The organism is Agrobacterium sp. ST15.13.013 (assembly GCF_027956525.1).
Classification (GTDB): Bacteria; Pseudomonadota; Alphaproteobacteria; order Rhizobiales; family Rhizobiaceae; genus Agrobacterium; species Agrobacterium salinitolerans.
The window spans coordinates 28,646-50,159 of record NZ_JAQKGP010000020.1; the positions used below are offsets into that span (position 1 = coordinate 28,646).

Genomic DNA, 21,514 nt, shown 5'->3' on the forward strand with positions numbered 1-21,514 from the left:
CCATCAGACCAAGCACCATGGAGGAGATGAATATGCTTGATGTCAGTCCCGCCACCAAAATCGACACGGTTCTTTCCAAGCTCGGCAATGCGCTGGAAAATGGAGACATATATGCGGCCGTCAACCTGTTTCAGGCCGATTGTTACTGGCGTGACCTCGTAACCTTCACCTGGAACCTGAAAACGCTGGAGGGACGTGAGCAGATCCGCGATATGCTGACAAACCAGCTTTCCGCAATCAAACCCTCGGGCTTGGTGCAGGATGTGAAGGAGCAGGCCTCGGAAGGCAATGGCATCACCGAAGGCTGGTTCGAGTTCGAGACCGGGGTTGCCCGTGGTTACGGCCATATCCGCCTGAAGGACGGGCTGATCTGGACATTGCTCACCACCATGAGCGAACTGAAGGGCCACGAAGAGCCGAAGGGCATCCGCCGCCCGATGGGCGCGTCGCACGGCCACGACCGCAACCGCCGGACCTGGAAAGAAAAACGTGAGACTGAGGCCGCCGAACTCGGCTATTCGGAGCAGCCCTATGTCGTCATTATCGGCGGCGGCCAGGGCGGCATTGCGCTCGGCGCGCGGCTTCGCCAGCTCGGTGTGCCGTCGATCATCGTCGAGAAGACTGAACGGCCCGGCGACAGCTGGCGCAAGCGCTACAAGTCGCTCTGCCTGCATGACCCCGTCTGGTACGACCACCTGCCCTATATTCCGTTCCCGGAAAACTGGCCCGTCTTCACGCCGAAGGACAAGGTGGGAGACTGGCTGGAAATGTACACAAAAGTCATGGAGCTGAATTATTGGGGCTCCACCACCTGCAAGTCCGCCCAATACGACGAGACGACGGGCGAATGGACCGTGGTCGTCGACCGCGCCGGCAAGGAGGTCGTGCTGCGGCCGAAACAGCTGGTGCTGGCGACAGGCATGTCCGGCAAGGCGAATATCCCGAAATTCCCCGGACAGGATGTCTTCAAGGGCGAGCAGCAGCACTCCTCGCAGCATCCGGGTCCTGACGCCTATGCCGGCAGGAAGGTCGTGGTGATCGGCTCCAACAACTCGGCGCATGATATCTGCGCAGCGCTCTGGGAAGCTGGCGCTGACGTCACCATGCTGCAGCGGTCATCCACCCATATCGTCAAATCCGACTCGCTGATGGATATCGGTCTTGGCGACCTCTATTCCGAGCGGGCGGTGGCAAACGGCATGACCACGCGCAAGGCCGACCTTATCTTCGCCTCCCTGCCCTACAGGATCATGCATGAATTCCAGGTCCCCGTTTACGATCGCATTCGCGAACGGGACGCCGATTTTTATACAGCACTGGAGAAAGCGGGCTTCATGCTCGATTTCGGCGATGACGAATCCGGCCTGTTCATGAAATATCTGCGGCGTGGATCGGGTTATTATATCGACGTCGGGGCCTGTGACCTCGTGATCGACGGCTCGATCAAGCTGAAATCCGGAGTGGATGTCTCGCATCTGACGGAGAATGCCGTGGTGCTGAAGGACGGCACGGAACTTCCTGCCAATCTGGTGGTCTATGCGACCGGCTATGGTTCGATGAACGGCTGGGCGGCCGATCTCATTTCGCGTGAGGTGGCCGACAAGGTGGGCAAATGCTGGGGCCTCGGTTCTGACACCACCAAGGATCCCGGCCCATGGGAAGGCGAGCAGCGCAACATGTGGAAGCCGACACAACAGCAGGCACTGTGGTTCCACGGTGGCAACCTGCATCAATCGCGGCACTATTCGCAATATCTCTCGCTCCAGCTCAAGGCGAGACAGGTGGGCCTGCAAACACCCGTTTACGGCCTTCAGAAGCCGCATCATCTGTCCTGACCCGAAGGGAGTTCCGGCCCGACTCGATGAGGCGGGCCGGGTATTTTACGACTGGGACTTATCGGATTGCCAGAACCGATAAAGCTCCGTGACATTGCCGCTGGTCATGAGCGGCATTGCAGCCTTCAACTGCTCAGCCGGCCAATCCCACCATCTCATCTCGAGCAGCATGGCGATACTGTCGTCATCGAACCGCTTGCGGATCGTCTTTGCGGGATTGCCGCCAACGATGGCGTAAGGTTCGACATTTTTCGTTACCAGCGCCCGCGTTCCGATCACTGCGCCATCACCAACCGTAATGCCGGGCATGATGATCGCTTCCGAGCCTATCCAGACATCGTTACCGATGACGGTGTCGCCCGCCGGCAGATAACCGTTGCCGGCGTTTTCGAACTCCGGCACTTCGGGCATGAAGAAAAATGGGAAGGTACTGATCCACTCGTTGCGATGACCCTGATTGCCCGCCATGATGAAGGCGGCGCCCGAACCGATCGAACAGAAGCTCCCGATTATCAGCCTGTCCGCGCCTTCATCCGACAACAGATAACGGGCGCAGTCCTCAAAGCTGTGGCCGTGATAATAACCGGAGTAATAGCTGTATTTCCCGACCACGAGGTTTGGGTTCTTGACCTGCTTGTCAAGCGTGACGCCCCGGAACGGGCTTTCGAAGTAGTTTTCCATTGGGGTAATCTCACTGCATATGTTCGCACTGGCTTGCCTCAAGGCAAACCGACGCCAAGCGCCAAGCCTGTCGGCTTTTCGCTCGATGCTCCTCACGCAACGGAGGGAGCTAGATGCAGGTGATACTCGAAGTTTTTATCATCGAGCCTAGTTAACGCAAAAATCCGCGACGGCCAAGCCGTGAAACGTTTTCGATCTCGTGTCGCTTACATCGCAACACCACCGGCCCATAAAAACAGCGGGGATTTTTCCCCGCTGTTCTCGTTGGTTGGTGCATCGCCAGCGCGGGCGTCATACAGCCGCGCCCCGCGACGATCACAATCTTAGTAGTGCACCGACTGGGAATCGATCGGCGTTACCTTCGGCGGAGCGAACTTCGTCAGATCGATCCCATCGACAGCAGAACGATACTCCTCGATGCTCGGCGTGCGGCCGAGGATGGCCGAGAGCACGACGACCGGGGTGGAGGCCAGGAGCGATTCACCCTTCTTTTCGGCGCTGTCTTCAACCACGCGGCCCTGGAAAAGGCGAGTCGACGTCGCGAGAACCGTATCGCCCTTTGCCGCCTTTTCCTGGTTGCCCATGCAAAGGTTACAGCCCGGACGCTCGAGATACAGGATGTTTTCGTATTCGGTGCGGTTCGTTGTCTTCGGATTGATATCATCGAACTCGAAGCCGGAATATTTCTGGAGGATTTCCCAGTCTCCTTCCGCCTTCAACTCATCGATGATGTTGTAGGTTGGAGCAGCGACGACGAGCGGCGCCTTGAACTCGACCTTGCCTTCGGCCTTTTCGAGGTTCCGCAGCATCTGCGCAACGATCTTCACGTCACCCTTATGCACCATGCACGAGCCGACGAAGCCGAGATCGACCTTCTTGGCGGCGCCGTAATAGGACACAGGGCGGATCGTGTCGTGCGTGTAGCGTCTGGAAACGTCGTTATTGTTGACGTCGGGGTCGGCAATCATCGGCTCGTTGATAACATCGAGATCGACAACGACTTCCGCGAAATATTTCGCATTCGCGTCCGGCTTCAAGGCTGGCACTTCACCTGAACGGATCTCGGCAATACGTTGATCTGCCTTAGCAATCAGACCTTTCAGGGTCTGTGCAGAATTGTCCATACCCTTGTCGATCATGATTTGGATGCGCGACTTGGCTATTTCCAGCGACTCGATCAGCGTCTCGTCTTCGGAAATGCAGATCGACGCCTTGGCCTTCATTTCGGCCGTCCAGTCGGTGAAAGTGAATGCCTGGTCGGCAAGCAGCGTGCCGAGATGGACTTCGATGATACGGCCCTGGAAGACGTTGTCGCCGTGCTGCTGGAGCATCTGCGCCTGCGTGGCATGCACCACGTCGCGGAAGTCCATATAGGGCTGCATCGTGCCCTTGAAGGTAACCTTGACCGATTGCGGGATCGGCATGGTCGCTTCACCGGTTGCCAGTGCCAGCGCGACGGTGCCGGAGTCGGCACCGAAGGCGACGCCCTTCGACATGCGGGTGTGGCTGTCGCCGCCGATGATGATTGCCCGGTCATCCACGGTGATGTCGTTCAGCACCTTGTGGATCACATCCGTCATGGAATGATAGACGCCCTTCGGGTCACGACCCGTGATGACACCGAAATTGTGCATGAAGGACATGAGCTTCGGCGTGTTGGCCTGGGCCTTCTTGTCCCAGACGGAGGCCGTGTGGCAACCGGACTGATAGGCGCCGTCCACCAGCGGCGAAATGACGGTGGCCGCCATCGCTTCCAGCTCCTGCGCGGTCATCAGACCGGTCGTATCCTGCGAGCCGACGATGTTGACCTTGACGCGTACGTCCGAACCGGCGTGCAGCACCTTGCCGGGCGTGACGCCGACGGCGTTGCGGTTGAAAATCTTCTCAACCGCGGTGAGGCCCTGTCCTTCGATGGATATTTCCTTGTTGGGCGCGAAGACCGGAGTGGCCTCGACACCGAGCGTCTCAGCCGCGAATGTCTGGAGCTTCTTGCCGAAGACGATAGCATAGGAGCTGCCGGCCTTCATGAACTCCATCTTCTGGGGTGTGAAGGAAGAGGCGAGGTCCACCAGTTCAGTGCCGTTCTCGTCACGAAGCTTGTAGTTTTTGGCATCGATCTTCAACACGGTCCCGGTTTCGACCGAATATTTCTGTTCGAGGATCGGGTTGCCGTCATTGTTGAGGATCGGCTTGCCGTCTTCGCCGAGCTTCTTCACCCAGTTTTTCAGGTTGATGCCGATACCGCCGGTCACATCGACGGTGGTTGCGAAAATCGGTGAAATGCCGTTGGTGCCGGCAACGATCGGCGCGTAGTTGACGAAAGGCACATAGGGGCTGGACTGCTTGCCGGTCCACAGCGCCACGTTGTTGACGCCCGACATGCGCGACGAGCCAACACCCATCGTACCCTTTTCGGCGATCATCATCACTCGCTTGTCGGGGTGCTGCTTCTGAAGCGCGACGATCTGCGCCTGCGCTTCCGGCGAGATCATACACTGGCCGTGCAGCTGGCGGTCCGACCGCGAATGCGCCTGGTTGCCGGGCGACAGAAGATCGGTAGAAATATCGCCTTCGGCGGCGATGAAGGTGACGACCTTGATCTCGTCTTCGACATCGGGAAGCTTGGTGAAGAATTCGGCCCTGGCGTAGCTTTCCAGAACGTCCCTGGCGATGGCGCTGCCGGCCTTGTAGGCGTCACGCAGGCGGAACATGTCGGCATCGTAAAGGAAGACCTGGGTCTTCAGCACTTCACCGGCTTGGGCGGCAATCGCAGCGTTGTTGCCGAGCGCGATATCGAGCAGCACCTTGATCGATGGGCCGCCCTTCATGTGCGACAGCAGCTCCAGCGCGAAGGAAGGCGTGATCTCCGGCACGATCGCTTCGCCGAGGATGATCTGCTTCAGGAAGGCCGCCTTGACACCAGCGGCGCTCGTGGTGCCCGGCAGGGTGTTGTAGATGAAGAATTTCAGGGCCTCAGGGCGATGCTCGCTGCCCGCATCCTTGATGAGTTCGATAATCTCGGCCGTCAGTGCACCGTCATCGATCGGCTTGGGCGCGAGACCCTGTGGTTCTCTGCTTTTGATTTCAGCCAGGTAATCCAAGTAAAGGTTCATCGCAATCCCAACGTCATGGTGTCTATGGAGCCGAACACAGCCTCACCGAACGGTACTGTTGATCGGCCCGGGTTTCTGTCGATTTCGAGTACGCCAACCGGGGCCGGCTGACAAGATGTCGCATTTCAGTAAAAAAGCCGTAGACGGGTTTTAGCGCCGATCGCGTGCTTTGCGATCACGCCGTGGCACTTTTGATTGTGGCGTCCGCTGCATTTCAGCCAGTGGTTTTTCAGACGTCGACATTAAGGATTTATTAACCAGATCAGGACGAATATTAGATTATTCTAATTACCCGTTATTGGCGTAATTGCATGTTGCACACCGAAAAATCGGCAGCGCAGCAGCTTGGGGAGGCAGCATGAAGTTTGCAGCATCAGGCTATTTGTTATCATTTGCGGCGCTGGTTCTCACCCCGGCATCCGGCGTCGCGCAGGTCGCCACGACGAATTTCAACGTCCAGATCACCATTCAGGCCGCATGCCAGATCAATTCCGCCGGCAACCTTGATTTCGGCACGAATGGTGTGATCGGCAGCAATATCGATGCGACCAGCGACATTGTCGTGCAATGCACGGCCAGTACCCCTTTCAGTCTCGGCCTCAGCGCCGGCGCCGGCTCCGGCGCGACGGTCGCCAACCGTCTGATGACATCGCCTGGCGGCGCGACCATTTCCTACTCCCTTTATACAAGTGCGGCGCATAGCACGGTGTGGGGCAACACCGTTGGAACGGACCGGCAAACGGGAACGGGAACCGGAGCGCCGCAGACATTCACTGTCTATGGGCGCGTTCCTGCCCAGACGACACCTGCGGTCGGCGTCTATACCGATACGGTGACGGCCACGCTCAACTACTGATCGCCACAGGGAGGATCGCGCATGCGTGTTTTTACCTTAGCGGCTGCGTTTTTTGCCGGTTTGACTGTTTCATCTTCACAGGCTGCATCGCTGCGGGTCGCCCCCGTACTTCTGGATCTTAAAGCGCCCACGGCGGCCTCCAGCCTCCGCATCTGGAACGATGCGAAAACCCCGATCAACGTTCAGGTCAGGATATTCCGCTGGACCCAGCAAAATGGGCAGGACGTCTATACGGCGGCGCAGGACGTCGTCGCCAGCCCGCCGATGACGCAGCTGAAGGGCGGGGCGGAGAATCTTATCCGGATCGTCCGGCTTTCAAAGGCGCCGCTGCGCGCCGAAGAGAGCTACCGCGTCATCGTCGATGAGTTGCCGCCGGCGGGAAGACCGCAATCCGGCACGGTTAATCTGGTGGTGCGCCACTCCATACCCGTTTTCTTCTCGCCCGCTTCCACAGGTGATGCGGAACCGGCCTGGAAGGTGACGCCGCAGGGCAATGGCTACCGGGTCTCGGTGTCCAATGCGGGCGCAAAGCGGATAAGGATCGCCAACCTGATGCTTTCCGGCGGCAACGGGCAGGCGATTGCCCGGCAGCAGGGGCTGGTGGGATATGTGCTTGGCGGATCCGCCGCAAGCTTTGTGGTTCCGGCAACGGGCGGCAAGAGAGGCGGCGGCACGCTGAAGATTTCGGCAGACAGCGAAGGCGGCCCCGTCAATGCGACGGCGCGCGTCTCGGGCGGCTGATCTCGCCGTTTTGACGATTGCCGCTCTGACGGTCATTTCATCGGGCAATTTTTCCGTGGCGCAGGATATACCTCCTGCGGCGCAACCGGCCTCTTTTGCCGCAAAAGAAGCGGGACTGTTGCAGCTCGAAGTCTACATCAACGATGTTTCGACAGAACTGATCGCCACATTTCGTCAAAACGACGCCGGATCGTTTCTCATTGAGCCGGAACAGCTGAACAATATCGGGATTTCCCCGGTCGAAAGCGCGGTCGGCGATGATGGCTGGATCGATATTTCCCGGCTGCCGGATGTGGTGGCGCGTTACGATGAAGGTCGCCAGTCCATGCATTTTACCCTGCCGATGGCGGCGCGGGCAAACAGGGTGATCGACGCCTCCGGCAAGATTGCGCAGGAAGAAGACGAAGAGACCCGGGAAAAGGCCAAAAGCGATTTTGGAGGTCTGGTGAATTACACGATCTATGGTTCCTCCGGCGGCAACAAATGGTCTGACATCGCCGATTTCAACGGTGTCTCGGCGCTTTTGGAAAGCAGGGCCTTCGGTCCGCTCGGCGTGCTGTCCTCGTCACAGGTTTTGAGCACATCGCGCCTGTCGGAGTTCGATACCCAGCGCCTCGATACCACCTGGAGCTATTCGGACGAAGAAATGCTAACGAGCTACCGGACCGGCGATCTCATTACCGGCGGGTTGAGCTGGACACGCCCAACGCGGCTCGGCGGCCTGCAGATCCGCCGCAATTTCGACCTGCGGCCGGATATCGTCACCATGCCGATGCCGGAATTTGCCGGTTCAGCGGCCGTGCCCTCCACTGTCGACGTCTATGTCAACAACATCCGCCGTCTGTCGCAGGATGTTCCCGAAGGCCCGTTTTCCATCACCAATCTTCCCGTTATCAGCGGCGCGGGCAATGCGAGGCTGGTGGTGCGGGATGCGCTGGGGCGCGAAACCGTATCCGAAACGCCCTTTTATACGTCACCGGACCTGCTGGCGAAGGGTCTCGTCGATTTTTCAGCGGAGCTCGGTTTTGCCCGGCGCAATTACGGAACCTCTTCCTTCGATTACGACGAAAAATTGCTTGGATCGGCGACGTTTCGTTACGGCCTGTCTGATGGCCTGACGCTTGAGGGCCATGCGGAAGGCGGCGAGGATTTCTATAATATCGGCTTTGGCGGCGTCTTCACGCTTGGAGTTCATGGGCTGGCGGCGATTTCCGGCGCATCCAGCCGCTTTGGCGAGGAAAGCGGCCACCAGCTCTCCGCAAGCGTCGAAGCCGAATTGCTCGGGCTCAAATTTCACGCCCGGTCGCAACGGGCATTCGGCGATTATCACGACATGGCGTCGGTCTCCGCCGATAGCTCTACACTCAGGACGATCTCTGGCCTGCTGAGCGCGCGGCCGCCGCGTGCCGTGGATCAGATTTCCGTTTCCACACAGCTTGCTTTCGATGAAACGAGCCTGAACTTTTCCTATACGCAGGTGGAAACCTTCGATGAAAGGAAATCTCGGTTGCTTGGCTTTTCTGCCACGCGGCCGTTCGGCGAGAACGGCAATATCTTCATCACCGCCTATAAGGACCTTGAGGACAGCCAATCCTACGGCGTCTTCGCGGGCCTGTCCTGGTCGTTCGGCGGTGGCGTCTCCGGCTCGGCCGGCATGTCGTTGGATGCGGATGGCTATTCGCTAACAGCAGAGGTCGGAAAATCCGAAGAACAGGCCGAGGGAAGTTATGGCTGGCGCCTGCGCGGCTCGACCGGCGGCAACGATATCGCCTCCGTTTCCGGCAGTTACCGCGGCAGCACCGCCCGCGTTTCGGCCGGCGTCGATCAATTCAACCGCACAACACAGGCCTATGCCCAGATCGAAGGATCGATAGCGCTCGCCGGCGGCGATGTCTTTGTCGGCAACCGGATCGATGACGCTTTCGCCGTGGTGGATGCGGGCGCGCCCGGCGTCGATATCCTTTTGGAAAACCGCCCCATCGGCCAGACCAACCGCCGCGGCAAGATATTGCTTCCGAACCTTCGTTCCTACGACGTCAATAACATCACGCTCGACCCCAGCAATCTTCCGGTCGACGCCCGCATAGACCGCACGAAACAGACCGTGACGCCGACCGACCGCGCGGGGGCCGTGGTCAATTTCAAGGTGGAAACCGAGGGGCAGGTGGCGCTGGTGACGCTGAAAGACGAGAGCGGCGAGTTCATCGAAACCGGATCGACCGGCAAAATCGACGGCAAGCGCGATTTCATCGTCGGTTATGACGGACAGGCCTATCTCGATAATATCAGCGAAACCCATCGCCTCCGCATCATACAGCCGACGAAGGGCGCGTGCGAAGCGCAGATCACCGTGCCCTCTGCCAGCAAGACCCGCGCAACTTTCGAAACCCTATGCAGGAGCATCCAATGAAGGTTTTGACCCGTGCCGCCCTTGCCATCGCCGCTTTCCTCTCGGCTTCACCGGTCCTGGCGCAAAGCTGCACCTTCAACATGTCGGACATGAATTTCGGTTTCGTCAATCTCGCAGGCGGCAGCGCCGTGGACACGACGGCGACATTGTCGGTCACCTGCTCCAACCCGTTATCGCTGGCGCTTTCCATCCGCATCTGCCCCAACATCAATGCCGGAAGCGGCGGACAGTCGGGCGGCATCCGTCGCATGCTTCAGGGCAGCAATATCCTCAACTACCAGCTTTACCAGAACTCGGCGCGGACGACCTCCTGGGGATCGGTCACGCAGCCCGCACTCGGTTCGCCTCCGCCGATCGATATGGCGCTACCGCTTTTGGTCAACACCACGAGCCGCACGGTCTATGGCCGGATCAATGCCGGTCAGGCTTCGGCAGTGCGCGGCCTTTATCTTTCCAGCTTCGCCGGCGCGGAAACGAGCTTCACCTATACGACCTTTACCCTGCTTGCACCAAGTTGCTCTTCCGTGACCCAGAACCCCACGCAGGTGCCGTTCAACGTGTCGGCCGCGGTGGCGCCCACATGCATCATCTCGGCCCAGAACATCGATTTCGGCAGTCATGGCGTCTTGAACACGGCAGTCAATGCGACCGGAGCGATCAATCTGACCTGCACCACCAATCTGAACTATAGTGTCGCGCTCAATGGCGGCCTGAGCAACAGCCCGCCGGCCGCGCGCCAGATGGTGCAGGGAGGCGCATCTATAACCTATGGTCTCTACCGCGACGCGAACCGCACGACTGTATGGGGAAGTGCGGCAGGCGAGATAGCCACCGGCACCGGAACAGGCGGCTTGCAAACATTGACCGTCTATGGCCGCGTCCCGGCGCAGACCACGCCAGCGCCGGGGAACTACTCCGATACGGTCGTCGTGACGGTGAACTACTGAGCGCCCGAACGCATCTCACTTTCCAAGTTCTAGCCGCCGATCGATGCCGATGCCAGCGAGAAACGCCTCATCATGGCTGACGACCAGCAAGGCGCCGTCATAAGCCCGAAGGCCAGCCTCCACGGCAGCGATGGAATCGATATCGAGATGGTTCGTCGGCTCATCAAGGATCAGCAATTGCGGTGGCTGCGGGCCTCCCAGAACACAGGCGAGACCCGCCCTGAGCATCTGCCCGCCCGAAAGTGTCGCAACGATCTGCAGAGCGGCGTCGGCACGAAACATGAAGCGCGCAAGGGCGGAGCGGCAGGCATTCTCTCCCGCCCTAGGGTTAAGCCGAAGGAAGTTGTCGCGAATGGAGAGGCTCGTATCGAGCAGGCTGACCTGCTGGTCGAGAAACACGGACTTCACCCCGACATGTACCGTCCCTTCGAATGGCGCCAAGTCCCCCGTGATCACCGAAAGCAGCGTCGTTTTTCCCGATCCGTTCGGGCCGGTTACGGCAACGCGTTGCGGCCCGGTGATTTCGAAAGAGAGATCGCAAAGCACGGGTTGGTCGGCCTGATATCCTGCGGTCAGGTTCTGCAGGCTGAGAACGGTCTTTGTCGTGTGTAGCCCGCTCGCGGGCAATGTAACACTGACATCCTGGAGGATTTCGATCCGCTCTCGCGCCGTCTTCAGATCTTCCGTCGCCTCGGCCGTCAGACGGCTGGCCAGATTGGCGTTGTCGCCACTCGTCTTTTCGGCACGCCTCTTCATCGCACCAACAAGGATACGGGGCATGTCTCCCCTCGCCGCTTTTGCAGCGCCCCTGCTGTCACGGCGGGCCTTGCGCTCCAGCGCCTCCTGTGAACGGCGCCTGACCTCGGACAGACGCTTTTCCGCATTCGCGAAGTCCTGTTCGGCGGCGGCCAGTTCCAGCGCTTTTTGTGCGCGATAGCGGCTCCAGTTGCCGCCGTAACGGGTTGCCCCGAGCGTGGTCATTTCCACAATCGCATCAAAGGTTTCGAGAAGCTCCCGATCATGGCTGACGACGATTGCTCCACCACGCCAGGCCGCCAGAAAATCGGCAACGAAAATGCGCCCCTCCCGGTCGAGATTATTGGTCGGTTCGTCGAGGATCAGGAAATCCGGCGCGGCATGGATTTGAGCCGCGAGTGCGGCCCGCGTGCGCTGCCCGCCGGAAAGCGCCGAAAGCGGCGTAGAGGGCAAGGCGTCCAGCCCGACCTGCACGAGCGCCTTGGCAATTTCCTCCTCCAGCATCCAGTCAATGTCCTCAAGCTCATCGAGAGTGGCCGTTCCCGACTGCGCACGGGCGAGCGCGTCCAGCGCCTCGCGCGCACCAAACAGGTCGGCGACAGTCTCGTCGGACACAACCTGTACGCTCTGGCGCAGGAGGTTGACGCAGCCCGAAACGGAAACCGTGCCCGCCGACGGCGACAATTCGCCGGCGATCAGTTTCAGAAGCGTCGTCTTGCCGACGCCGTTGCGCCCGACAAGGCCGGTGCGTTCGGGTCCGAAGTGAAGGTTGATGTCGGAAAAGAGCGGATGACCGTCAGGTGTGGACCATGAGAGGTCTAAAAGCGTGATGGAATGCGACATGGATATGGGTTCCCCTGATGACAAGGCGTTGTGGCTTTGCGATCGGATGGAAATCCATGGTTCACCGTCCTGTTGGTGTTGCGCGAAACACGCCCTTACGCAAAAAAAGCGGCGCGCTGATGGCGTGGGTTCAATGTTCGGGTAGTGAACGCCGGGGGAACACCCCCGGCGTCCCTTTTTTTCAGGCCACCAGGCCCTTGGTCAGCTCCAGCGCCTGCCGTTCGAACAGCCTGCGGTAGATGCCGTCATGGAGGCGGATCAGCGCCTGGTGGTCACCCTCTTCGACAATCCTGCCCTTGTCGAAGACGAGCAACCGGTCCAGCGCCCTGACCGTGGACAGCCGATGGGCGATGACCAGCGTGGTGCGGCCGACCATTAGCCGTTCCATCGCCTGCTGGATCTGCACTTCGCTTTCGCTGTCGAGGCTGGAAGTGGCCTCGTCCAGTATCAACACCGGCGCATCCGCAAGGAAAGCACGGGCGATGGCGACACGCTGACGCTCGCCGCCCGACAGCTTGACGCCGCGCTCACCCACCATCGTCTCATATCCCTTGGGAAGGGACATGATGAAATCATGGGCGCTCGCCTGTTTCGCCGCCTGCTCGATCTGACGCCGCGTGGCGCCCGGCCGGCCATAGGCGATGTTTTCCGCCAGCGTGCGGTGGAACAGGATGGGCTCCTGCTGCACGATGGCGATCTGGCCGCGCAGGCTGGACTGCGTCACCCCGGCGACATTCTGGTCGTCGATGCGGATTTCGCCCGACTTGATGTCGTAAAGCCGCTGGATGAGCTTGACGAAGGTTGTCTTGCCCGAACCGGAATGCCCGACCAGGCCCACCCGTTCACCCGCCTTGATGGTGACCGAAAAGTCATCGTAAAGCGGCGTAGGATGCGCGCCATACTGGAAGGTGACGTGATCAAAGAGGATCTCGCCCTTTCCGATCCTGATCGGTCCGGCGTCCGGCCTGTCCTCGATGCCGAGCGGCATCTTGTCCAGCAACACCAGCTCTTCCATGTCGTTGACGGCGCGTTGCAGGTTGCGGATATCCTGTCCCACATCGCGCAGATAACCTTGCAGCACGAAGAACATTGCCAGCACGAAGGTAATGTCGCCCGGCGTCGCCAGCCCCTGTCGCCACATGATGATACCCGTACCCAGAATACCGGCCTGCATGGAGACCATCATGAAGCTCTGGATCGTGCCGTTCAGCGTGCCGCGCTTCCATGTCCGGCGTGTGCGGTGGTCCCACTTCACCAGCACATGGCCCAGGCGCGTTTCCTCGCGGGTTTCTGCGCCAAAGGCCTTGACCACTGAATTGCAGCTGATGGCGTCCGCCAGCGCACCGCCCAGTCTGGTATCCCAGGCATTGGCAAGCCTTGCCGCCGGCGAAACATAGCCCATCGAAAGCCCCACGGTCACGCCGATATAGATCAGCGATCCGAGACCGACGATCAGGCCCATGATTGGCCAGTAGCTGCCGAGCACAATGGTGGCGCCCACCAGCATGACGATGGAAGGCAGAAGTGCGACCAGCAGAAGGTCATTGAGCGAATCCAGCGCCCACATGCCGCGCGTGATCTTGCGCACCGTGGAGCCGGCGAAGCTGTTGGCATGCCAGTCGGTGGAGAAACGCTGCACCTTGTGGAAGCCGTTATTGGCGACATCCGCCATGATTTTCAGCGTCAGCCGGATGATGCCGTTGAAGATGAACCAGCGCAGCACAACGCTAACCAGCCCAAGAGACACCACGATGACGAAGGCGCGCAGCGCCTTATCTGCCCCGTTGCCGGCCTCGTCTCCACCGGCTATGGCATCGACGATCTGGCCGGAAAAGACCGGCACCATAACTTCAGCCAGCGTGCTGGCAATCACCAGAACGATGATGAAACCCACCAGCGCCGGCCGATGACGCCAATGGTTGAAAACAAAGCCGAGCACATGTCGATAGGCATCGGCGCGGAAATCGAGCTTCTTGCGAGTCATTTTTACCAGCCCAGCGCCCTATAATCGGCGACCGGTCCTCAAAACGGGAGTTGGATGGCACAGCCCGCGCGGGAGACGAAGTGATCCCGTCAGATCAATCGGGCTATGGGGGAAAATAAAACCGCATGTCGGGCGCGCAATCGGCGGGCCGCGAATGGATATGACCTAGTGTCGGGTCATTCCCTGCGGGAGGGTTTCGAAGAATGCCGGTGTCATGCAACGCCTCCCTTTGTTCGATCTGACGCGGTAGCGAGAGTTGTAACTCAACGGCCCGAGCTTGCCAAGCGGGTTTTTGCAACCGACTGGTGAGTGATGCGGAAACACCACACCAGCTGGATGCGCAAGCGGAACGTCGGGATGGCATCGGTGATTACCGGTCATTCCATCTGCACATTCTTGTCCTTGACCACCGGTCCCCCACTTGGCGATTGCCGCCGCAACGTGGGCTTTCAGCTCATCCAGCGAAGGGCGACGATCCTGGCGCTGAAAGTATGCCATGCGTGCGACAACCGCCGGATCGGCGAGCACATTCGGCGCCATCAGGAGCGGCGAAACCGGTGTGGGATCCTTTTCCGGATCGTAAGGACCTCACCGGGCCCTATGAGAAAGGCCCTCCCGAGGTGTGGAGGGCCTTGCCAGATCAGTATCTATAATAGTCGCGTCGGTCGCGATAATCCCTGCGGTCGCGCCACTCACGCCATTCCCGTCTGGCCTGACGCTCGCGCCATTCTCGGCGGGCTTCCCAGCGGTCGCGCCTGTCCCAGCCGCGCTCATAACGCGGTCCGTTCGGACGACAATAGCCGCGCGGGGTCAAATGGAAACCGCGTCCGCAGGCATAGTCCACCTTTTGAATGTGGGACGCCGAAGGTGCAGACGGTTGACCGACAGGCGTGGCGTTCGCCCCGGTGCCGAACAGGGCGCCCAAAATCAGTCCGGCGGTTAAAATCATCTTGCGCATCTTATCTCCCTCCTTGTGGGATGAGAGGATTTAGCGCCCCGCCGCGTGAACTGCGGCTGAATGAATCGTGATCTTTTCGTGGCAGCAGACCACAGTTGCGCCGAACATAACGACCGATGGACGGAACCCTGCGCTAGCTCGAACATTTACAAGTGCAAGCCAAACAAAATGGGAGAGCACCGATGGATTGGAATCGCGTTGAAGGTAACTGGAAGCAGATGAAGGGCAAGGTCAAGGAGCAGTGGGGAAAACTCACCGACGACGATCTTGACGTCATCAACGGCAAGCGCGAGCAGCTGGAAGGCAAGATTCAGGAGCGTTACGGCTACGAAAAGGACCGGGCCCGGAAAGATATTGACGACTGGTATGGTAGCCAGCGCTGGTAAGATCAAACCCCGCTTCATTCGGCGGGGTTTTTTTTGCGCGGAATTTACCTGTCCGCCGGCAACGGGCAAGACGGCGCCGATGACGATCAACAGAACCCCACCCATCTGAAGTGACGAACAACGGGCGGCCGAGCGGCTGCGTTTCTTGACAGCGGCAAACAGCCGAAGCCGACACACTTCCCTCCCTCCAATACTGCCGCGGTCATCCTACCTGCCGGCAACGCCTCTGGTAGAGCCCGCGCGCTTTTGAACGGCCACCGGGAAAATGCGTTTCGCGAAGGGTTAAGATGTCTGTCGGCGGCAACCGTCACGAAAGCGTTATGTAAAGACTTTAGAACCGCCGCCGGCCCGTTCAAAAAATGCACGGCTGTGCAACGACCGGCCAGAGCCTTCCCCATCTTTGCGGAGTTAGCGCTCAGCAGTCCACTCGCGCCGAAAACATCGGAGACATAGATGAAACGCCGCACCTTTATGATGTCCGCCGCAGGCGCCGCCGCCGGTCTCGCCCTTGCACCGCGCATGAGCTTCGCCGCTCCGGGCACGATCGACTGGTACACCAGTTCGGATACCAATATCCTCGATTTCTGGTCCAATACAATCAAGCCCGCCTTTGAAGCCGCCAATCCCGGCATGAAGCTCAATCTCGTCGATGCCGGCGACAGCGCCGGTATTATCGCCATCGGTGAGCGCGCCATCGCCGCAAAGCAAACGGGCACCGATCCGCAGGCCGATTATTTCGAAACGGCCGATCCGCTGCTTCCCACCGGCGCCATCGAGGCCGGCATCTATGTGAACATGGCGAAAGCCGACCTCTCCAACTATTCGCGCGTCAATCCGCTTGCCATCCGCAGCGAATACAGCCTGCCCTATCGCGGCAGCCAGGTGCTGCTCGCCTATGACACCAGCAAACTGAAGCCGACGGACGCGCCGAAGACCTGGGATGAGCTCGTCAAATGGATCAAGGCCAATCCCGGCCAGTTTGTCTATAACCGTCCCGACAAGGGCGGCTCCGGCGGCAACTTCGTCCGCCGCGCCATCCACCAGGCCAACGGCCTCGACCCCAAGGCCTTCACGGTCGACAATTACACCCAGGAAGCCGCCGACAAGGCTCTCGGCAAGGCATGGGCGCTGCTGAACGATATCGCCCCGTCGCTCTATGACAAAGGTGCATACTCCTCCGGCAACACGCAGTCGCTGCAGCTTCTTTCGCAGGGCGTCGTCACCATGACCCCCGTCTGGTCCGATCAGGTGCTGAAGGCCATCGATCAGGGCGTTCTGCCGCAAGAAACAGGCCTCGTCCAGCTTCAGGACTTGGCGCTTTGCGGTGATTTCTCGCGCGCCGTGGTGCTTGCAAACGGCGCCAATCGCGACGCTGCCCTAAAGCTCGCCAATTTCGTGCTGTCGGAAGAAATTCAGGGCGCGATCCTTACCGAACTCGGCGGTTTCCCCGGCGTTTCCTGGGACTATGTGCCGGCCGAACTGCGCAAGCGCTTCGCCGACATCATCCCGCAGACCATCCCGACCTTCCCGGCCGGAAAATGGGAAACCGCCATCAATGACGGCTGGTATCGCAACGTCGCTCCCAACGTCGACCGCAAGTCGTGACCGAGGTTGCGGAAGGAGCGGTTCGCCCGCTCATCGACAATACGGCAGGCAGGAGGCCAATCGGCCTCCTGCTCGTCGCCATCCCCGTCTTCCTGATCGTCTGGCTGGTCATCTGGCCTGCCCTCAACGCCATCGGCCGCACCGTCTGGCGCACCGGAGCGAGCGGCGAGACGGGATTCGACCTTTCGAGCTACATCTTCTTCTTCTCGGACCGCTACAGCCTCGATAATCTTGCCGTGACGCTGTGGACGACAATGGTCTGCGCGATCCTCCTGCTGATGATCTGCCTGCCGATCGCGCTTTACCTGCGCTTTTCGCAAGGCCGCCTTTCGGCTTATGTGCAGGCGCTCGCCATCTTCCCCATGTTCGTGCCTTCCATCATCCTCGCCTTCGCCTTCATCCGCGTCCTCGGGCCTAACGGCATGGTGGACATATTGCTCAATGCGGTCGACCTGCCGAAAATCCGCACGCCCTATCTCACTCCGTGGGGGCCGGTCATCGGTCTTGTCTGGGATAATATTCCGCTGACCGTTCTTATCCTGCTCGCGGGACTCGGCAGCGTCGCCAACCAGTCGGTGGAGGCGGCGCGGGATGTGGGCGCAAACGCGCTTCAGGTCTTTTGGCACATCATCCTGCCCCGCATTTCCAATTCCATTCTCGTGGCGCTTTCCTTTTCAGTGCTCGGTATTTTTTCCTCCTTCACCCTGCCCTATCTTCTCGGACCGGCTTCTCCCGAAATGCTCGGCCCCTTCATGCAGCGCACGCTGCGCGAAGTGCAGGATCCCATCGGCGCCATGACCCAGGCCGTCATCGCTTTCGGTTTCTGCATTGCCTTCGGCCTGTTCTACGTGCGTTCGGTCGCACGCAACCAGGGGAAATAACATGACGACCCTTTCACCGGCGCGAACGCGCATGGATTGGCCCGGCATATTTTTCGCCACCCTTCTAACCGTCGCCATCGTCGGGCCGCTGCTTGTGGTGGGCACCTGGGCATTCACCGAGGTCTGGCGTTTTCCCAACGTCATTCCCCAGCAATTCGGTTTCCGCTTCTGGGGCCAGACGCTGGGCCGCGCCGATGTGTGGAACGCGTTGATGCTGAGCCTGCGGCTGACAACGGTGGTAACGCTGCTTTCAGCGGTGATCTGCCTTCCCGCCGCCTATGCCTTTGCGCGCATGAGTTTTCCCGGCCGCAACCTGCTGTTTTTCTCCTTTCTTGCCGGCCACGCCTTCCCGAAATTCGGGCTTCTTGTGGCGATTGCCGCCATTTTCCTCCAGCTCGACCTCATCGGCACCTTCTGGGGCGTCGTTCTCATCCAGCTCGTCGGCACGCTGATGTTCATGATCTGGATTCCGGTGGCGGCATTTCAGGCCGTCGACCGGCGCATGGAAGAGGCGGCCCGCGATGTCGGCGCCAGTCCGCTTAGGGTCTTCTGGTCGATTACGCTGCCGCAGGCGGGACCGACCATCGCTGCCGCCGTGCTGCTGAGCTTCGTTGGCACTTTTTACGAGACGGAAGGCGCATGGCTGATCGGTGCACCGGGCATTCGAACGATGCCGGTGCTGATGATCAGTTATATCAACAACCAGATGGTCATCCAGTATGGCGCGGTCCTGTCCGTCCTGCTGTGGGCGCCGTCCTTCATTGCCCTCATGTTCGCCCGCCGCGTCATCGGTGGCGGCGCATTCGCCCGCGGTTTCGGCGGTTAGGAAATCATCATGTCCGTACTTCACATCCGCCAGGTTACGAAAACCTATTCCGGCGAGACCAATGCCGTCGACAGTTTTTCGCTCGATGTCGCCGATGGTGAACTCGTATGCCTTCTCGGCCCCTCCGGTTCGGGCAAATCGACGCTGCTGCGCATGGTCGGCGGTTTCGAGCAGCCGACGGGCGGACAGATCTCCATCGATGGCGAAGATGTCACGCATCTGCCGCCGGAGCGACGGCCGACCGGTATGGTGTTTCAGAGCCACGCGCTCTGGAGCCACATGAATGTCTTCAAGAACCTCGCTTTCGGCCTCAAGCTGCGCCGCATGCCGGCTGCCGTTATCAGAGAGAAAGTGGAGGCGGTGCTCGAACTCGTCGGGCTTTCCGGTTTTGGCGAGCGCGCCACCGGCCAGCTTTCCGGCGGCCAACAGCAGCGGGTGGCGCTTGCCCGCTCGCTGGTTCTCGAACCGAAAATACTCCTGCTCGACGAACCCTTCGCCAGCCTCGACCAGCATCTGCGCGAGCGGTTACGGGAGGAAGTGCGCGATATCCAGCAGCGCCTCGGTATCACCACGCTGTTCGTCACCCACGGTCAGGATGAGGCCCTTTCCATGGCCGACCGCATCGTCGTGATGGCGAACGGCAAGACCGAACAGATCGACCGGCCGAATGTGATCTACCGCGAACCGCAGACCCCGTTCGTCGCCGGCTTCATCGGCACCATGAACCTGATAGAAGGCGCAGTTTCAGACGGGAATTTCATGCGGGCCGATTTCAGCTTGCCGCTTCCCGTCTCTGACGGACCGGCCATTCTCGCCGTTCGCCCGGAAGCCATCGATCTGACGATCTCCGAGATGCGGCAAGCAAGTGTGCACCGGGTGACGGATTACGGCACCCACGGGCTTGTAGACCTTGATCTCGCCGATGGTACAAGAATCAAATCCATGGTCGCCCACCCGGATATGTTCCAGACGGGACAGGGCGTGCAGATTTCGCCCCGTGCCGTTACGGCCTATCGCGACAACCGCCCAATCTACCGGAGCTGACATGAACCAGCCGATCCTTATCGACCGCGACGGCCACAGAACATGGCTCAAGTGGCATCGCGCCCGGCGTCGTGCCGAAGATCCGGTCTTTACCGGCGAGCGTATCATCGAGGCGATGCGGCTTGGCGCAAGCATCGAGGTCGATCTCGTCATCCATGCCGATCACGGCTGCGCCGTTTTGCATGACCGGACGCTGGAGCGGGAAACCACCGGCACTGGCCGGGTGCGCGATACATCCGCCGCCGCCCTGCGCCAGCTCCACCTGCGGGACAATGACGGCCACCCCATCGATGCGAAGGTCATGCTGCTCGAAGACCTTTGCGCCCTGCTTGCCGAGGGCGCCGTTCATCCCGACGCCCTGCTCCAGCTCGATTTCAAGGAAGACCGGCAGGCGCTCACCCCGCAGGTGGTCGCCGGTTTCGGGGCGAGCGTTTCGCCCATAGCAAGCTCGGTGATCCTGTCGGGCGGCGATTTCGACGCCATCGCCATGCTGGCCGGTTCAGCACCGGGACTTCGCACCGGATACGATCCCTGCCACCGCGGCACATTAGCTGCACTGAAGGCAAGCGGAAACTATCCGGGCTTCATCGAAGACGCCCTTGCCACAGCACCCGTTGCGGACATGATCTACCTCGCCTCCGAGATCGTGCTTGCCGCCGAGGATGCGGGCGTCGATATGATCGCCCCCATACATGCCGCAGGCCGCCGCGTCGACGCCTGGACGATCAACAGCGTCACACTGCAATCCATAGAACAGGTGAAACGCCTCCTGCGGCTTAAGGTGGACCAGATCACCACCGATGATCCGGAAGGGCTCGCCGAGGTTTTCTGCCGATGACAGTCAATTACAGCACCATTCTACACCATATGGTCGCAACCGCCCGCGAAGCCGGCGCATTGACGCTCGACCATTTCAGGCGCTTCCGCGACATCGAGATCGGCGTCAAGGGACCGGGGGATTTCGTTTCCGATGCGGACCGGAATTCCGAGACGCTGATCCGCGAGCGCCTGCTCGGGCAATATCCCTGGGGACTGACGGGCGAGGAATTCGCACCCGTCGAAGGGGCGGATCAGGATCACCGCTGGCTGGTCGACCCCATCGATGGCACCACCAATTTTCTCTTCGGTCAGCACTATACGATCACCATTGCGCTTCGCCGCGGCAATGAAACGATCTGCGGGCTGGTCTACAATCCCGTTTCCGACGAGATGTTCACCGCGATCAAGGGAGACGGCGCCTATCTCAACGGCGAGCGCCTGCAGGTCAATGCCAGCACCGATGTCGCCCTGATGTGCGTCGGCACCGGCTTGCCCACGCCCAATCTCCAGCTTTATCCCGGCGCCTATCTGCGCCTTGATGCCATCCGTGCGCCCATCGGCGCGGTCCGCGTGGTCGGTAGTGCTGCCAATTCCTGCGCTTACGTCGCCTGCGGCCGACTAACTGGCTACTATGAGGAAACGGGCTTCGTGGACACGGCAGCCGGCATTCTGCTGGTGCAGGAGGCTGGCGGCATCGTGACCGACTGGTGGGGCCGCGGACCGGAATTCTATGAAAAAACCGGCACGCTGATCGTCGCCAATGCCGCGACCCATGCCTATCTTATGGAGCACCTGCGTGGCGTTCCGCCCAAGAACCCCGCATAACGGC

General features: G+C 60.2%; 17 protein-coding genes. 12 read left to right on the top strand and 5 right to left on the bottom strand.

Annotated features, from left to right (window positions below):
* The first annotated feature begins 32 nt into the window (after positions 1-32).
* Positions 33-1,835, top strand: coding sequence for an NAD(P)/FAD-dependent oxidoreductase (locus PL597_RS19070; RefSeq protein ID WP_271365994.1), 1,803 nt, complete (start codon positions 33-35; stop codon positions 1,833-1,835).
* A gap of 45 nt (positions 1,836-1,880) precedes the next feature.
* On the opposite strand, the gene catB is transcribed toward PL597_RS19070, so the two are convergent.
* Together catB and PL597_RS19080 are read right to left on the bottom strand one after the other, a co-directional pair.
* Entirely contained in the window at positions 1,881-2,516 is a 636-nt protein-coding gene (gene catB, locus PL597_RS19075; RefSeq protein WP_149148087.1) for a type B chloramphenicol O-acetyltransferase, read from the bottom strand.
* Between the two features lie 323 nt (positions 2,517-2,839).
* Positions 2,840-5,629 (bottom strand): bifunctional aconitate hydratase 2/2-methylisocitrate dehydratase, encoded by a 2,790-nt coding sequence (locus PL597_RS19080; protein WP_271365996.1) that lies wholly within the window; start codon positions 5,627-5,629, stop codon positions 2,840-2,842.
* Positions 5,630-5,987: 358 nt separating this feature from the next.
* Here PL597_RS19080 and PL597_RS19085 point away from each other — a divergent pair, with 358 nt between their 5' ends.
* From PL597_RS19085 to PL597_RS19100, 4 genes are read left to right on the top strand one after another with little or no spacing between them, the layout of a single operon-like run.
* Entirely contained in the window at positions 5,988-6,485 is a 498-nt protein-coding gene (locus PL597_RS19085) for a Csu type fimbrial protein (RefSeq protein ID WP_271358981.1), read from the top strand.
* Positions 6,486-6,506: 21 nt separating this feature from the next.
* Positions 6,507-7,226, top strand: coding sequence for a fimbrial biogenesis chaperone (locus PL597_RS19090; RefSeq protein WP_271365997.1), 720 nt, complete (start codon positions 6,507-6,509; stop codon positions 7,224-7,226).
* Positions 7,198-9,636 carry a fimbria/pilus outer membrane usher protein gene (locus tag PL597_RS19095; RefSeq protein ID WP_271365998.1) on the top strand — a complete coding sequence of 813 codons (2,439 nt, stop codon included), beginning with the start codon at positions 7,198-7,200 and terminating at the stop codon, positions 9,634-9,636. The genes PL597_RS19090 and PL597_RS19095 overlap by 29 nt, the downstream gene beginning before the upstream one ends.
* Entirely contained in the window at positions 9,633-10,583 is a 951-nt protein-coding gene (locus PL597_RS19100) for a Csu type fimbrial protein (protein ID WP_149148090.1), read from the top strand. Before PL597_RS19095 ends, PL597_RS19100 begins: the two co-directional genes overlap by 4 nt.
* Before the next feature lie 15 nt (positions 10,584-10,598).
* On the opposite strand, the gene PL597_RS19105 is transcribed toward PL597_RS19100, so the two are convergent.
* The 3 genes from PL597_RS19105 to PL597_RS19115 form a co-directional block, all read right to left on the bottom strand.
* A complete protein-coding gene (locus PL597_RS19105) occupies positions 10,599-12,182 on the bottom strand; it encodes an ABC-F family ATP-binding cassette domain-containing protein (protein WP_271365999.1) in 1,584 nt (527 codons plus the stop codon).
* Positions 12,183-12,363: 181 nt separating this feature from the next.
* Entirely contained in the window at positions 12,364-14,166 is a 1,803-nt protein-coding gene (locus tag PL597_RS19110) for an ABC transporter ATP-binding protein (protein ID WP_271366000.1), read from the bottom strand.
* Between the two features lie 640 nt (positions 14,167-14,806).
* The gene (locus tag PL597_RS19115) at positions 14,807-15,124 is read right to left on the bottom strand and encodes a GCG_CRPN prefix-to-repeats domain-containing protein (RefSeq protein ID WP_080793469.1); all 318 of its coding nucleotides are present in this window, start codon (positions 15,122-15,124) and stop codon (positions 14,807-14,809) included.
* Positions 15,125-15,306: 182 nt separating this feature from the next.
* On the opposite strand from PL597_RS19115, the gene PL597_RS19120 reads away from it, so the two are divergent.
* From PL597_RS19120 to PL597_RS19150, 7 genes are all read left to right on the top strand, one after another.
* Entirely contained in the window at positions 15,307-15,510 is a 204-nt protein-coding gene (locus PL597_RS19120) for a CsbD family protein (protein WP_149148093.1), read from the top strand.
* A gap of 453 nt (positions 15,511-15,963) precedes the next feature.
* Positions 15,964-17,115 carry an extracellular solute-binding protein gene (locus PL597_RS19125; protein ID WP_271366003.1) on the top strand — a complete coding sequence of 384 codons (1,152 nt, stop codon included), beginning with the start codon at positions 15,964-15,966 and terminating at the stop codon, positions 17,113-17,115.
* A 32-nt stretch (positions 17,116-17,147) separates the two neighbouring features.
* The gene (locus PL597_RS19130) at positions 17,148-17,996 is read left to right on the top strand and encodes an ABC transporter permease (protein ID WP_245307129.1); all 849 of its coding nucleotides are present in this window, start codon (positions 17,148-17,150) and stop codon (positions 17,994-17,996) included.
* Between the two features lies 1 nt (position 17,997).
* Positions 17,998-18,822 carry an ABC transporter permease gene (locus tag PL597_RS19135; protein ID WP_077983874.1) on the top strand — a complete coding sequence of 275 codons (825 nt, stop codon included), beginning with the start codon at positions 17,998-18,000 and terminating at the stop codon, positions 18,820-18,822.
* A gap of 9 nt (positions 18,823-18,831) precedes the next feature.
* The gene (locus PL597_RS19140) at positions 18,832-19,866 is read left to right on the top strand and encodes an ABC transporter ATP-binding protein (RefSeq protein ID WP_217003885.1); all 1,035 of its coding nucleotides are present in this window, start codon (positions 18,832-18,834) and stop codon (positions 19,864-19,866) included.
* A gap of 1 nt (position 19,867) precedes the next feature.
* Positions 19,868-20,704: a glycerophosphodiester phosphodiesterase gene (locus PL597_RS19145; RefSeq protein ID WP_271366004.1), complete on the top strand. Its 837-nt coding sequence runs from the start codon at positions 19,868-19,870 to the stop codon at positions 20,702-20,704.
* Entirely contained in the window at positions 20,701-21,510 is an 810-nt protein-coding gene (locus PL597_RS19150) for an inositol monophosphatase family protein (RefSeq protein WP_080793483.1), read from the top strand. Before PL597_RS19145 ends, PL597_RS19150 begins: the two co-directional genes overlap by 4 nt.
* The last annotated feature ends 4 nt before the right edge of the window (positions 21,511-21,514 follow it).